Annotated in this window: 12 protein-coding genes, 2 tRNA genes and 1 riboswitch; of the genes, 7 read left to right on the plus strand and 7 right to left on the minus strand. The window is 39.6% G+C overall.

The annotated features are described in order from the left end of the window. Window positions 1-420: 420 nt before the first annotated feature. Window positions 421-732, plus strand: coding sequence for a hypothetical protein (locus tag B4U84_RS15015; RefSeq protein WP_131119159.1), 312 nt, complete (start codon window positions 421-423; stop codon window positions 730-732). 1,097 nt (window positions 733-1,829) lie between these two features. Then, window positions 1,830-2,930 carry a GAF domain-containing protein gene (locus B4U84_RS15025; RefSeq protein ID WP_044451732.1) on the plus strand — a complete coding sequence of 367 codons (1,101 nt, stop codon included), beginning with the start codon at window positions 1,830-1,832 and terminating at the stop codon, window positions 2,928-2,930. A 416-nt stretch (window positions 2,931-3,346) separates the two neighbouring features. Here the strand turns inward: B4U84_RS15025 and B4U84_RS15030 are convergent, their stop codons facing one another. After that, complete coding sequence (locus B4U84_RS15030) at window positions 3,347-4,414, minus strand: glycosyltransferase family 4 protein (protein WP_131119161.1); 1,068 nt, start codon at window positions 4,412-4,414, stop codon at window positions 3,347-3,349. Window positions 4,415-5,063: 649 nt separating this feature from the next. On the opposite strand from B4U84_RS15030, the gene xth reads away from it, so the two are divergent. Beyond that, window positions 5,064-5,846 carry an exodeoxyribonuclease III gene (xth, locus tag B4U84_RS15035; RefSeq protein WP_044451892.1) on the plus strand — a complete coding sequence of 261 codons (783 nt, stop codon included), beginning with the start codon at window positions 5,064-5,066 and terminating at the stop codon, window positions 5,844-5,846. Between the two features lie 187 nt (window positions 5,847-6,033). Here xth and gltX read toward each other — a convergent pair whose 3' ends face one another. From gltX to B4U84_RS15055, 4 genes are all read right to left on the minus strand, one after another. Continuing rightward, complete coding sequence (gene gltX, locus B4U84_RS15040; protein WP_131119163.1) at window positions 6,034-7,482, minus strand: glutamate--tRNA ligase; 1,449 nt, start codon at window positions 7,480-7,482, stop codon at window positions 6,034-6,036. Between the two features lie 134 nt (window positions 7,483-7,616). Next, a tRNA-Asp gene (locus B4U84_RS15045) sits at window positions 7,617-7,690 on the minus strand. 364 nt (window positions 7,691-8,054) lie between these two features. Then, on the minus strand, window positions 8,055-9,437 hold the full coding sequence (gene thiC, locus B4U84_RS15050; protein WP_131119165.1) for a phosphomethylpyrimidine synthase ThiC: 1,383 nt from the start codon (window positions 9,435-9,437) through the stop codon (window positions 8,055-8,057). Window positions 9,438-9,444: 7 nt separating this feature from the next. Further along, a riboswitch (TPP riboswitch) is annotated at window positions 9,445-9,539 on the minus strand. Window positions 9,540-10,031: 492 nt separating this feature from the next. Then, window positions 10,032-10,232, minus strand: a complete 201-nt coding sequence (locus B4U84_RS15055) for a hypothetical protein (RefSeq protein ID WP_017309932.1) — start codon at window positions 10,230-10,232, stop codon at window positions 10,032-10,034. Between the two features lie 124 nt (window positions 10,233-10,356). Between B4U84_RS15055 and B4U84_RS31185 the strand changes: the two genes are divergently transcribed. Next, window positions 10,357-10,737, plus strand: a complete 381-nt coding sequence (locus B4U84_RS31185; protein WP_207390955.1) for a hypothetical protein — start codon at window positions 10,357-10,359, stop codon at window positions 10,735-10,737. Window positions 10,738-11,462: 725 nt separating this feature from the next. On the opposite strand, the gene B4U84_RS15065 is transcribed toward B4U84_RS31185, so the two are convergent. Continuing rightward, a tRNA-Ser gene (locus B4U84_RS15065) sits at window positions 11,463-11,549 on the minus strand. Between the two features lie 81 nt (window positions 11,550-11,630). Between B4U84_RS15065 and B4U84_RS15070 the strand changes: the two genes are divergently transcribed. Both B4U84_RS15070 and B4U84_RS15075 read left to right on the plus strand, forming a co-directional pair. Then, window positions 11,631-11,999: a 2Fe-2S iron-sulfur cluster-binding protein gene (locus tag B4U84_RS15070; protein ID WP_017309933.1), complete on the plus strand. Its 369-nt coding sequence runs from the start codon at window positions 11,631-11,633 to the stop codon at window positions 11,997-11,999. A gap of 407 nt (window positions 12,000-12,406) precedes the next feature. Further along, on the plus strand, window positions 12,407-12,928 hold the full coding sequence (locus tag B4U84_RS15075; protein WP_017309934.1) for a thermonuclease family protein: 522 nt from the start codon (window positions 12,407-12,409) through the stop codon (window positions 12,926-12,928). Window positions 12,929-12,946: 18 nt separating this feature from the next. Here B4U84_RS15075 and B4U84_RS15080 read toward each other — a convergent pair whose 3' ends face one another. Beyond that, window positions 12,947-13,837 carry a carbohydrate ABC transporter permease gene (locus B4U84_RS15080; protein WP_044451736.1) on the minus strand — a complete coding sequence of 297 codons (891 nt, stop codon included), beginning with the start codon at window positions 13,835-13,837 and terminating at the stop codon, window positions 12,947-12,949. A 102-nt stretch (window positions 13,838-13,939) separates the two neighbouring features. Between B4U84_RS15080 and B4U84_RS15085 the strand changes: the two genes are divergently transcribed. Continuing rightward, window positions 13,940-14,677 carry a DUF3891 family protein gene (locus B4U84_RS15085; RefSeq protein WP_017309936.1) on the plus strand — a complete coding sequence of 246 codons (738 nt, stop codon included), beginning with the start codon at window positions 13,940-13,942 and terminating at the stop codon, window positions 14,675-14,677. Window positions 14,678-14,821: the final 144 nt, after the last annotated feature.

Consider the following 14,821-nt stretch of genomic DNA (forward strand, 5'->3'; position numbering starts at 1 on the left):
GTGGTTGTGGCTATAAGTACGACAAGTATTATAAGCCTAAGAATGTTGCAGTTGCTATTGCTGTAGCTGGCGATCGCAAGTACTACGGTGACAAGTACTAAAATTATTAAAAATGTAATCAATCTATTTTTGATTGGTTACTAATTGGATGTCTGAGAAATCAAACTTGGTGATGTTTGCAATTGCACGCCAAGTGTTGTAATACCATTTCACGTTAATCACGATACACATAAATTTTGTAGAGACGCGATATATCGCGTCTCTACAGGGTTTTACATGTACACATACCACTATATTCAACTAGGTAAAGAGAATAATAGTCTTTAGTTCTTGTTGATAATAGTCCAAGTAATCAGTTAGTTAATTTGTGTGGGGTGATCTTTTAGTGAACTACATTGTATTGCAAATGAGGATGTAATTATGAGTGGATTAAAAATTGATGACCTAAGTTTTTGTGAAATTGATGTTTCTGATAATCTGCAAGTTCAGGGTGGTTTCTTTCCAATTTACCTTTTTGAAGATATCTCAGGAATTTTTAGAGATGATTTAGCTAAATTTGATAAGCATCCAGGAGAATATTCTTTGGATAAAGAGACAACAGATAACTTCGGAATCAAGCATAAAATTTCAGCAAAAAAAACTGAAAATAGTAAAGTTATCACTAGTACATCAAAAAGTACTAAAGGTGGTATAAATTATGCTGGAAGTTTATCAGCAATCTCAGTAACTTAATTAGTTAGTACCCAACAGTGGAATCATTTGTTTGTAATCAAATAGTTAATTAAATATAGGCATAGCAAAACTTTGTTATGCCTATATTTAATTGTCATAGTCTGTTCAATACGGTTCGGATAAGACAAATCAATTGACATTTAAACCCTGTAGAGACGCGATATATCGCGTCTCTACATACCAAAATTATGACGAAAAATCCTTAACCGAACCGTATTGATAGTCTGTTTGGCTGTTAAATATGTAATTTCAAATTAAAAAAACAATCCCTTGTTTTGTTTTTTTTTACAAGGGATTGAGAAAAAGATTAGATGATTTAAATCCAAATTACTAACAGTCAATTGATTTTCTAATACTTATTACAGCTGATGTCAAAATTAAAGTTGACACTTATAAAAATGGATAAATCATCTTGATCATAATCTGTGTTAACTCTTTATCAATCTTGCAAAACTAACTGTTAAGTGCTTTCCCTAATTGAATCTTGTAAAGTTTGTATTGGAGATGATATCTGCATTTCCCTTAGTTTTTCACCAGCTGTTTTCAATCCAGACATATCATCGGAATTGGAATTAGTGTAACTATAAAATGAGGAACCACCAATTATGCTGTTTGGAAAATCTACTATTTCGTCACATTTTAAATCAGTAATAATCATGGGTTTTATCCAAAAATGTTTACATTTTTTGCTGTTTTAATATTAGCAAATTCCAGAGAGTATTTTCTATATTATTTAAAAAATAAATCAAACAATCGCGCAAGTATGGTTTTTAAATTAATCAATATTTGAAAAATAAATATGTCTTTGAAAATGAATCTCAGAAGAATTAAATAAGAGTATTTTTCCAAGTATAGGCGATCGCTCTGGATAAGCTAATTGGGTAATGCTTATACTTATCTATAGGGATTGAGGGTCTTTCACAACTACCAGCATCTGATGTGACATCCCATCGCGAGTTTTGGGAGTAGCTGAGTCGGTTGTGGCGTTAGGTTTGTTCTTGGTTTAATTTAGATCTTAAAAAAATACCTCTGTGCGACTGACTAAAAAGATAGTTACCATTTAAAGTAATCAGCTACAGAACATCACAACAGTAAAAGTGCCGTATTTAATCTACGCCCCTGAAACACCAAATGAGAGAGTTTATGAGTTGAAACAAGGATTTAACACCCTTGGTCGTAAAATCGACAATACCATTGTTTTGCTGGAAGAAACCGTATCTCGTTACCACGCGCAAATTCACGTCGCTCCCAATGGAGTGACGATTAAAGATTGTGGCAGTAGCAATCATACTTTTGTCAATCAAGTTAAAGTCACCGTCTCTCAACTTCGTGACGGCGATGCGATCGCATGTGGTCAACTTCAGTTAAAATTCGTTCATTCCCTGAAAAAATCTCAGTCGCAACCAATCAGAGATCATCAACAATCATTAAGCGACCATTTCAAACAAATTCCTCTCCCCCAAAGTGAGTCGCAACTTCAGGATTTGGTAGCCCAGCAGCCTAGCGAAGACTCTATTATCAAATTAAAGTCGCGCGATCGCGAACGACAAACAGTCAACAAACTCAAAATTCTCTTAGAAGTCAGCAAACAACTCTGTTCACCTGACGAACCAGATCAACTTCTCCACAAAATTCTCGACCTAGTGTTTCAAATTATGAGAATCGATCATGCAGCGATTCTCTTGGTTGATGAACAGTCTCAACAACTCGAATTAAAAGCCAGCAAGTTACGAGATGATCTTGTTGGTTATCAACAGCTTTACAGTAGCAAAATCGTCAATCTCGCTTATGAAAGCGGGGATGCAATCATCACTCAGGATGCTAAACGCGATCAGCGATTTAATGATTCTTTCTCAATTGTCCGAGAAGCAATTCAAAATTGCATGTGCGTACCTCTTAAAACTTATACGCAAGTGATCGGAGTGTTATACGTCGATAATTTATCTCCACTTATCACTTATACTGATGAAGATTTAGAGTTTTTGAGTGCTTTAGCAAACCAAGCAGCAGCAGCTATCCACATGTCTCGCGAGTTTTACAAACGAGAACAGAAGCTCAAACAAGAAGTATTAGATTTAAAAATTCAAATAGACCTAGCAAAAAAAGAAAGCGATGTTGCTGAAATTGTGAACCTTGATTATTTTCAAAAGTTACAGGAATACGCCGATCAGGTCAGAAAGAAAGATAACCTTACCTAATTCATTTTTTTGATACACAAATATAGCAATCCTAATTGAGTTGTGAGAAAACACGGAATCCCAGATCCCCGACTTCTCTAACAAGTCGGGGATCTCGCCTCTCACGAATGATTTAGGGCTTGCTGAAAGCGTTTTTTCTGGGTGATTCAATAGTTTAGTCCTCGCACACCTCACACCCCACAATCCCCTACTCTTTATTGACAACTCTCTTTTCCACCACACTTGAGAGACGATGGATACTTGTACTTAATAGTGGTACTTCTTGCCGACATGTTTGACAAAACCAGTAGAATTCACCATGACGAACATGACGCAATAGGGAATCTCCACAACATGGACAGATGTTGCTTCTCATACTCATATTAATGTCCTCCTTTAAAAAAATTATTGATTAAGATTCGTTCAGAAAAAGTTATTTAAAACAGGATTTTTGCAGAATGAATGCGTCCATTTAAATTTGCGCGATTTTTGATCACTTGTTCATAAACCGCCTCGTACCCATTGACCATTTGGATAACGCTAAATCTGTTTTCTACGTATTCTCTGCAAGCATGACGATTGAGTTCCAATGCTTTCGGAATCATCACCGCCATTTCATCAACATTTTGACAGATAAAACCAGTGACACCGTGATTAATAACTTCAGGTACAGAACCCAAATTCATTGCAATGACGGGCGTACCAGTGGCCATGGATTCAATCATTACCAAACCAAAAGGTTCTGGCCAAGTTATGGGAAATAAAGTAATTGCAGCATTTCCAAAAAGTTCTGCTTTCTCAGCGTGATTTATTTCTCCAAAAAATTGAATTTGCTGACCATCAATTTGAGGAGCAATTTCTTTTTCAAAAAATTCTGAATCTACGACATCTACTTTTCCAGCCATTTTCAAGCGCCAACCTGTTTTTTTGGCGATCGCGATCGCATGATGTGGCCCTTTCTCTGGTGAAAAGCGTCCTAAGAATGCCAAATATGGTGGTTCTTGGGGTTTATCTACAAAAAAATAATCGTTTGGGTTAATTCCGTTGTATACTGTGCCAACATAATTCAGATTTATCTGTCTCTGCGCGTCGCTAATACTGATGTATGGTTGTTTTTGATGATGGCTGTAGACGCTGCAATTATCCTGAGTAAAATTGCCATGCAGAGTATGTACTGTCGGTGTTGACACCAAACTGGCCAAAGGTAAAGCTGAAACCCCTACATGAGAATGGATCAAATCGAATTCCGCCGCCTGTTGATAAACTTGGCTAAGTTCCAGCATCTCGTATGCTGTATACTCTTTGACATTGGGGTCTAAACGCAATGCACGCGGATAGACTGCTTCTAACTTAGCCAATGTTTGCGAATCTCCAGAAGCAAACAGAGTGACCTCATGACCACGACGAACTAGTTCATCGGTCAAGCGACTCACTACTAGTTCAATACCTCCGTAGGTTGGAGGTGGAACTCGTTCCCATAAAGGGGCTACTTGAGCGATCTTCATAAATTGTTTTGGTTCAGCAGGTGATACAGTCCTCTATCAACAGTTATCAGTTATCAGTTATCAGTTGTTAATTTTACAGCTTAGATAATCATCCCTTCACAATTTAGTGTGAGGAGTAGCTAGTATTTATTAATTTGACAACTGGTCACTGCTTATTGATTTCACAGGACTTAACATACAAATAGATAAAGCATTTGTACTTAACTATTTGACTTTAACATTAACCTAAATGACTACTAAGAGTGCAATATGGGTTAACTTAACTTTGCAATTGCCTTCTAGTGCAGCAAGACAGAAGAAAGAAAATCAAAAGCTCAAACAAGAAACTTTTTATGTATTCTTAATATTCTGATGATGCTTACCGCAATTTAGTAGGTATTGCAGTTCATCAGCACAAGTAATCAGGTAACTATACTGAATCAATTTAAAACCAGCAATCTTTTAGTTGCATCTATCTTGGGGATCATAGATAATAAAAGGTTTTGTAAGAGAAAATACTATTTTCAGTTGAAAGATCAATTTTGAGAAATTGAGAAAGGAGAAGGAAAAATGGAAAATGATGAACAGTAGGGGGAATCAGCCAACCATCAACAACGAAATTATTAACTAATAACCTAGACTCTAACTATTGACTGTTAAGTTTGAAATGATAAAAATTGCTACTTGGAATGTTAACTCTATTCGCACTCGTTTACAGCATGTTGTTGACTGGTTAATTCAAAATCCAATTGATGTGTTGTGCGTGCAAGAAACAAAAGTTATTGATGATTATTTTCCGCGATCGCCATTTGAAGAATTAGACTATCATCTTTATTTTTCTGGTCAAAAATCTTACAATGGTGTTGCCATTCTCAGCCGACAACCTCTACAAAATGTCAGCACCAGTTTTACCGCAATCTTGCCAGAAATATCACCAGAATTTGACGAGCAAAAGCGGCTGCTAACAGGTGTAATCAACGACGTTAGAATTATTAATCTTTACGTACCCAATGGCTCCGCAATTGGCAGCGAAAAGTACGAATATAAACTGCGCTGGTTAGCGATTCTACGAAAGTATTTACAAACTCTGCTAAAATCAACCCCAGACATTTGTATGTGTGGTGACTTTAATATTGCCTTGGAAGATCAAGATATTCACGAAAAAGCGAATCCAGAAAATCACATTATGGCATCTGAAGGCGAACGCCAAGCACTGCGAGATATCTTAACACTGGGATTTGCCGATGCTTTTCGTAAATTCACATCCGAAGGCGGACACTACACTTGGTGGGATTATCGCGCCGCATCATTTCGCCGCAATTTAGGTTGGCGAATTGACCATCATTATTTGACACCCAATTTGTACGAGCGTGCAGAAAGTTGCACCATTGATATTACTCCCCGCAAGTTAACCCAACCTAGCGACCATGCACCAGTAATTGTCGAATTTTAGATGTGTCTTATACCAATTTAATATGAAGATGCATACAAAGACCCCACCCGCGCTAACGCGCACCCTAAGCGCTTGCGCTTAGGGTTGGGGAGGGGTAAAATTCGGGAGCAGCTTCACGAAGAATTGGTATTAGTGGTTAAATTTAAGATTTATTTTTTTACCACCAAGACACCAAAATTGTACCAACCTATTGAGATTCTGCTGTTGCTTTAATCAATCGAGACTGGTCTAAACCAATTTGATGCAATAGCAACCACGATTGAATCAAATCAGGGCCATGCATGTCTCCAGTTAAGGCTGCTCGCAGACTACGCATAATCAAACCTTTCTTAACATTTTGCTGTTTGACTACTTGCTTGATAATGTCTTGGGCGGTAGCTTCGTTGAATTCCTGCTGGTTCTGTAATGCAGCGTTCACCACCTCAATTGCAGCAGCAACACCTTCTTGTTTGAGTTGCACAGCAGCTTCTTCACTAAATTCCACTGCATCGGTAAAAAACAATTTGCTCATAGCGACAGCATCTACAAGCCGAATCAAACTAGGTTGAATTAAAACAACTAGTTGTTCTAACCAAGCACGTTCTTCTCGTCCTCCAGTCAATTTATACCCGGCTTCTTCCCAAAAAGGAATGAGTAAATCTGTCAGTTTATCTACTGGCATAACGTGGATATACTGACTGTTGATCCAATCTAACTTTGCCCAGTCAAACTTTGCACCTGCTTTATTCACACGCTCAAAGCTAAACTGTTGGGCTGCTTCTGGTAAAGTAAAAATTTCTTTTGTCGAGTCGGGAGCAGACCAACCCAACAATGTCATGTAATTGACTAAAGCTTCCGCAGTAAAGCCCATTTTTTGAAAGTCAGAAATAGAGGTGACGCCATCTCGTTTAGAAAGCTTGCGTCCTTCTTGATTGAGGATCAAGGGTGTGTGGGCAAACTCTGGAACTTTTGCTCCAAAGGCTTCATAAAGTAGAATTTGCTTGGCAGTGTTGGCAATGTGGTCTTCTCCCCGGATGACATGGGTAATTTGCATATCTATGTCATCTACTACAACTGCAAAGTTATACAGAGGTTGACCAATACCATCAGCTGTGGCGCGAGCAATCACCATGTCACCGCCCAAATCACTACCGCGCCAAACCATTTGATCTCGGACTAAGTCATTCCAAACAATTTCTCGGTGATCATCTATTTTGAAACGAATCACAAAGCTACGCCCTTCGGCTTTGTATGCGGCTTCTTGTTCTGGTGTCAAATTGCGATGACGATTATCATAACGAGGAGCCTCACCTCTAGCTTTTTGGGCTTCTCGTAGTGCTTCTAGTTCTTCAGCAGTGGTGTAGCAGCGATAGGCTAGTCCTTGTTCTAGGAGACTTTGTACTGCTTGTTTATAAATATCTAGGCGTTGGGTTTGGAAGAAAGGCCCTTCATCCCAATTTAATCCCAGCCAGCGTAGTCCTTGGAGAATATTTTCTGTATATTCGGGACGCGATCGCTCTAAATCTGTGTCTTCTATTCGTAAAATAAACTTGCCGTCATGGTGACGGGCAAATAACCAATTGAATACAGCCGTTCTCGCTGTACCAATATGTAAATTTCCAGTTGGACTAGGGGCAATACGTACTCTAACAGTCACAGCAAATTCGCAAGTTATTGATTATCGCAAAGCATGATCATTGTAGGTTATTCTGGAAATAGTATTATAAATTCCAAGAGTTTATATAAACCGATAACACTACATCTAATCTACTATGTAAACTTTACTTTCTACGGGACTGACGGGGCTCGAACCCGCAACTTCCGCCGTGACAGGGCGGTGCTCTAACCAATTGAACTACAGTCCCTTGATTTGCAACTTTTTCATTATCTCTAACACCTTTAAATTTGTCAAGCTTTTTTTTTGGGAAAGTTTCTTGAAAATATTGCTTTGATTGTCATCCCGCCTAGAAATAAATTTCCGGGCTAACAGTCCAAGTTCACTCAAGTGGACTGATATCAGGTTTGCTTGTCACTTGTATAATTCTCAAAGAACCCCACCCCGGCTTCGCCACCCAATACTGCAAGGGATAGGATTTTTCGTCATAATTTTGGGGTTGTAGAGACGCGATATATCGCGTCTCTGCGAGATTTAAATGTCAATTGATTTGTCTTATCCGAGCAGTATTGCTTCGCCACCCCAAGCGCTTAGGGGTTGGGGGTAGAGAAAAACTAACTTTGTGTCACTACTTCTTGTTTATCTTTCGCCAAGAACTTCTCTAGTTCCGTCAATGCATCTGCATCTACTTTAGTTTGCATCGGACAGAACTTAGGCCCACACATCGAGCAAAACTCAGCAGTTTTATAAATATCTGCTGGTAAAGTTTCATCGTGATATTCCTTAGCTCTGTCGGGGTCGAGTGCTAATTCAAATTGACGATTCCAATCGAAGTTGTAACGGGCGCGGGAGAGTTCGTCATCTCTATCTCTTGCACCAGGGCGACGTCTGGCGATATCCGCCGCATGAGCTGCAATTTTGTAAGCAATTAATCCATTGCGTACATCTTCAGAATTTGGCAAACCTAAGTGTTCTTTAGGTGTAACATAGCACAACATAGCAGTGCCATACCAACCAGCCATGGCTGCACCGATCGCAGAGGTTATATGATCGTAACCAGGAGCAATGTCTGTTACCAATGGGCCAAGTACATAGAAAGGTGCTTCGGAACACTCTTCCATTTGCTTTTTAACATTAAATTCAATTTGATCCATTGGTACGTGTCCAGGGCCTTCAACCATCACCTGCACATCGTCTTCCCAAGCTTTGCGGGTTAATTGTCCCAGGGTTTTGAGTTCTGCTAATTGGGCTTGATCAGAAGCATCATGAGTACAACCGGGACGCAGTGAGTCACCTAAGCTAAATGAAACATCATATTTTTTGAAAATCTCAATGATATCTCGGTAGTGGGTGTAAAGGGGGTTTTGTTTATGATGGTGCAGCATCCATCTTGCCAAAATACCACCACCACGAGAGACAATGCCAGTCAAGCGGTTTCTGACTAAAGGCAAGTGTTCAATCAAAATCCCAGCGTGGATTGTCATGTAATCTACCCCTTGTTGGGCGTGTTTCTCAATTACATCCAGAAAATCCTCTGCTGTGAGATTTTCAATTCTACCATGTACACTTTCCAAAGCTTGATATACTGGCACAGTGCCAATGGGAACGGGTGAAGCTTTAATAATCGCGGTGCGAATTTCATCTAAGTTACCACCGCCAGTGGATAAATCCATGACGGTATCAGCTCCGTATTTTACTGCTAAATTTAGCTTTTCCAATTCTTCGTTAATTCCAGAAGAGTTGGGAGAAGCACCGATGTTAGCATTTACTTTACATTTGGAAGCAATACCAATACACATTGGTTCTAAATTTGTGTGATTGATATTTGCAGGAATAATCATCCGTCCCCGCGCTACTTCATCTCTGATTAGCTCAACGGGGAGGTTTTCTCGCCTAGCGACATAGTGCATTTCTTCAGTAATTACACTTTGGCGAGCGTAGTGCATTTGACTCACATTGCTCTCGCCTCTTCGCTTGGCAATCCATTCTGTCCGCATATTTGCTTTCCTCAATAAACAGCTTCCCTGCGCCGGCATTATCCGGATTCAGGTGCAAAGGGTATAATCTCAGCCTGGATACAGGCACCCCCAGCATCAAAGCTAATTTTAGCATTTTGGCAGCGGAGCAGATGAGGGAATTAAGTTTTCTGGTTAATAAGCAACGTTAAAAGGGATTGAACAAACGCTTTAATGTTCTCTATGGATCAAGGAAGGTTAATAAGCAACGTTNGAACAAACGCTTTAATGTTCTCTATGGATCAAGGAAGGTTAATAAGCAACGTTGAAGCGGATTGAACAAACGCTTTAATGTTCTCTATGGTTCAGAGATTTTTGTAATCAATGTGAATTTGAAGAGTGCGATCGCCATAGCAATCCTATATGATTTGTAAGAATCACGAAGCCCAAAGCCTAATGATATCAGGTTCGGATAATTAGTTATATTTTCCACAGTTATTGCACCTCACCCCTTAATCCCCTAAGCGCAAGCGCTTATCCCTCTTCTGTCACTCTCCGAAAATAAAAAATTTCCGAGAGCATTCTATCCATCTGGAAAATTGCCTTTAGGCAGGGGAGTGTCAATTTTCTGCTAGTTTATTCATTTAATTTATTTTTATCTCTATCTAGCTTTTCCCGAATAGCTTCTCTACAATATTCCGGCGGATTATCTTTTTCAGATAATTCATCTTTCATGCTTTTAGGAATACGTAAATTAATTCTTTCAGTTAACGGTTCTTCTCTATCAGTAGTAAATGGTTTTAAATTTTGCGGATTACCTTTACGCGGTTTAGACATTGTATAAAAATGTGAATAAGACTTTCTTCTCACATGGTGCCACGTAAGAATGATTAATTAGTGGTTGCTGACTCGCCAAAGATAACAACCACTAAGTCCACCATTTGAAGGATGAACATCTAACATGCTATCAAGAGAACAGCTTGAATTGCTATCGCTAGAAGACTTGCAAGCGATAGGTAGAGATTATGGTATCCAGCCAGTTGGAAACAATAGTAAAAGAGAATTATGGATGAGAGCGATCGCAGGGTTTCCATACAAAGCCATTGATCAGATGAGAGACGGTATCGGAATACATCATCCAGGAATTAACGCTTATCATCTGCTGACACAGATACTCGATATGATTGGGGAACCTACAGATAGCCAAAAAGCACTGTTGAAAGCTAGCGATCGTGAAGAATGGTTACAAAATGAGCAGTGGCGATTTTATCAGGAAAAAATGCAGGACTTAAACCGCGCCGCTATTCTGATTCGCAACGCCATCAAATTGCTAGTTGGCTAGATTATCTAGTAGTCTGGCAACTCAACTTTGCTGAGTAAACCAATTTTTAGACTCATCTTCTTTTCCTCTTCCTTCGCGTACTTTGCGTCTACCCTCCGGGAACGACTTTGTCGAACGCGGTTCGTTCCCTTATACCATTTCACAAAAATCTTGATACAAATACAGGTGTGTAGAGACGTAGCATTGCTACGTCTGGTACAAGATTCATATGTATCGCTATTAACGTGAAATGGTATTACCCCTCACAGTTAACTTGTCAGACCACTAGTAGTCCGTCACACCAACTTTGTAGAGTTTGTAGTAAGGGCTTTAGCCCTTATTCGAGGACTAAAGTCCTTACTACAAACCTTTAATTATTTACGCCGTTCTACTTAAACTTTAAAACTTGATTTTATAGGGAGCATCCCAAATTTTTCAATCTATCGCTTTAAGAGGATGTTTTAAAAGGGTCAGCTTGAGCCTCAAGTGTGACTCAGGGGTGCGATCTCAAATCCCAAAACTCTGATTCTCTCGTAGCAGTTTCTAAGTAGCCAGAGTAGTGAAACACGCGCTCTTAGACTTTTCAAACATCCTCTAAGACTGCGATTTAAATCGCAGGCGGATTTTTAAACATTTGGGATACTCCCATTTGATAAGCTTCAACCATTTCAACCAATTATTCAACCAATTAACCACTGGTAAAAATTGGTTAATTGTTGGAATTATTACTACTCAATAAGGAATAACGGAGAGAGTGGGATTCGAACCCACGTTGAAGTTGCCCCCAAACAGCATTTCCAGTGCTGCGCCTTCAACCACTCGGCCATCTCTCCAGAGGTCACGATTTGCAATTGTACAATATACTTCTAGAAAGTGCAATCAAATTGCTCAAAAATCTTAAATTCAAAACCAACATGTCCCGGACATATAAAATCACAGTTCACGATCGCGCCAAAAACATCAAACACACCTTAGAAGTACCTGATGATCGCTACATCCTACATAGTTGTGAAAAACAAGGGAAAGAACTACCTTTTTCTTGCCGCAACGGCGCTTGTACCACATGCGCTGTCAGGGTGCTAGAGGGAGAAATTTACCAACCAGAAGCAGTAGGACTATCCCTAGAACTACGCCAGCAAGGCTATGCATTATTGTGTGTCAGTTACGCCCGTTCCGACTTAGAAGTAGAGACACAAGACGAAGATGAAGTTTATGAACTCCAGTTTGGGCGATACTTTGGCAAAGGAAAAGTGCGCGCAGGTTTACCGTTAGACGAGGAGTAGGGATCGGGGATTGGGGAAGGTAGGGGCCCCCTCTGGGGATAAGGGGTAACGGGGATTGGGGATTGGGGATTGGGGATTGGGGATTGGGGATTGGGGATCGGGGACAAAACAATTAAAAATTAAAAATTAAGAACTTGTAGATTTATACCCATTGACAAATGACCAATGACCAATGACAAATGACCAATGACAAATGACCATTGACCMTKKMYMWWWKAMACATCTAGATGTGTATAAGAGACAGGTACAATAGTCATTGGTCGTTGATTGTTGGTCTAGGTCATGGTTGAAGTTCTGAGTCGCTAGAGGTGTGATGTTCCTCGTATCTATTTAGTCCAAGATAATTGGCTAATGACAAATGACCAATGACAAATGACCAATGACAAATGACCATTGACCATTGACAAATGAAAAAAATTGTAATTTTATCTTGCTTGTTACTTTTGGTAGTTGCTTGTCAACCTCGAAGCAAATCTCTAGAGAATGCACAGGTACAAGTCAAACTTGCACAGGTGGTAAGTGGACAAACTTTGGAAGTGTTAGGGATGGGTGATCAACCCAATTTAATTTCCCAAGTGCGCTTACTGGGTATTGATGCACCAGATTTACAACAACGTCCTTGGGGAAATACAGCAAAAGAACGTTTGCAAGCACTAATTCAGGGAGATTCTGTAACCCTGGAGTTTGATGTGGAAGGACAAGATAAATTTGGGCGGACTCTGGCTTATGTCTGGCAAGATAAAGTTTTGTTGAATGAAGAATTAGTCAAAGAAGGTCAGGCGTTGTTTGTGGGGCGATCGCCTAACCACAAATATGACCAACGCTTAGAACGCGCCCAACAATGGGCTAGAATCATGGGACTGGGCATTTGGAACCCAGAAAAGCCCATGCGTTTCACCCCTGCTGAATTTCGTCGTCAGAATCGATAAATAGGAGTTAAGCAAATATCAGGCACTAACACCACCAATTGATAATCGCAAAATTGACAACCCTAAGATGATCAAAAACAGTACCAGCCCAATCGTACAAGCGTAGCTAATTTCTAAATTATTAAATGCTTGTTCATAGAGGTAATAGACTATTGTTTTTGAACTATTTCTTGGCCCGCCTTGCGTCATGATATATACTTCTTCAAAGACTTTAGTCGCGGAAATTGCAGAGATAACACCAACTAAAGCTAGATAGGGTTTCATCAAAGGTACTGTAATATCCCAGTGTTTGCTAATGCCATCAGAACCATCTATGGCTGCGGCTTCGTAGACATCATTTGGTATTGATTGCAACCCAGCTAGATAAATTACCATATAGTAGCCTAATCCTTTCCAGACAGTCACAGCCATGACGCTGAAAAGCGCAAAACGCGGACTAGTCAACCAAGGAATTCCCTCTGGTAAAATGCCTTTGAGTAACTGGTTAAGCAAACCATTTTCGGCATACAACCATCGCCAAGCAATTCCTGCTACTACCATGGAAATTACCACGGGGGTATAATAAGCAGCTCGAAACCAATGCATTCCTTGCAATTTTTGATTCACTAAAATTGCCAGTCCTAAAGGGGCGATTACCAAAATCGGCACAACAAATACAAGATACAGCAGAGTGTTTACCAAAGTTTTCCAAAAAACAGGATCAACCCATAAGCGGCGGAAATTAGCCAAACCAATCCACGCAGGTGTTTGCGTTAAATCGTATTCGTAACGGGTAAAGCTGAGGTAAAAAGCTTGTAGCGCCGGCCAAAAGACAGTAAGTACTAAAATTACCAAAGCAGGTAGTAAAAATAAATAAGGTGTTAGTCGCTGATTGATAAAAATACAATTTTTTGATGTCAATTTATCCATAGTGGCACTTGATATTCGTGCTGTTGACAGATGAGTGAACAGTCTTTGCTCACCCAAAATAGGGAAGCAAACTCATATTACACGAAGGATCAAGGCTGATTCATGATTGTGAATCAACACCAAAAAGGTTGGGAAATTATTTATCATCGCGCCCATGCTTTGCTGGCGGCTGAAATTGCGGGACATTGGAATGCTAAAGAACGTCCTATACGTTGGCTAGAGACAATTGCAGCAATTTCCCATCACGATGATTTGGAAAAAGAATGGGAAGGAAAACACATTACAGATGCTGGTGCGCCCTTAGATTTTACTTTGATGAAAGATATTAAAGCGAGTGATGTAGTAAATATACGGGAATTAGCAAACAATGCTCGCTATCGAGGACGGTGGGTAGCGATGCTGATTTCTATGCACATGAGCTTTTTAAATGAAGGTAATCGTGGTAAATTGCCAGAATTGGATGAATTTCTAGATGAACAGTTAAAGAATCAAGAACAATGGCGTAAAGAATTAAATATTACAAAAGATGATGCTGTGAAAGCTTATGAATTTTTTCAGTGGTGCGATCGCCTTTCACTCATTCTCTGTAACCGAATGATACCCGCAGGCGAACGTGCTTTAGAAATTGCGACTTTATCAGATGGTAAGCGTTATGATGTGATGCAGCGCAGCGACGGTAATTTAACTGTGACTCCTTGGCCTTTTCAGGAGCAGGAATTTACTGTAAATGTAGAAGCTTGCTATGTGGAACAGTTGCAATTTGCCAGTAGTGCTGAACTCTCTCAAGCTTTGCAAACAGCACCGATAAAAACTTTAGAGTGGACTTTTGTCAAGTATTGAACAAACGCTTTAATGTTCTCTATGGATCAAGGAAGGTTAATAAGCAACGTTGAAGCGGATTGAACAAACGCTTTAATGTTCTCTATGGATCAAGGAAGGTTAATAAGCAACGTTGATCTCAGTGTTCATAAATGATTGAGGAAC

Source organism: Westiellopsis prolifica IICB1 (assembly GCF_004323185.1).
In the GTDB taxonomy this organism is placed as follows: Bacteria; Cyanobacteriota; Cyanobacteriia; order Cyanobacteriales; family Nostocaceae; genus Pelatocladus; species Pelatocladus prolificus_A.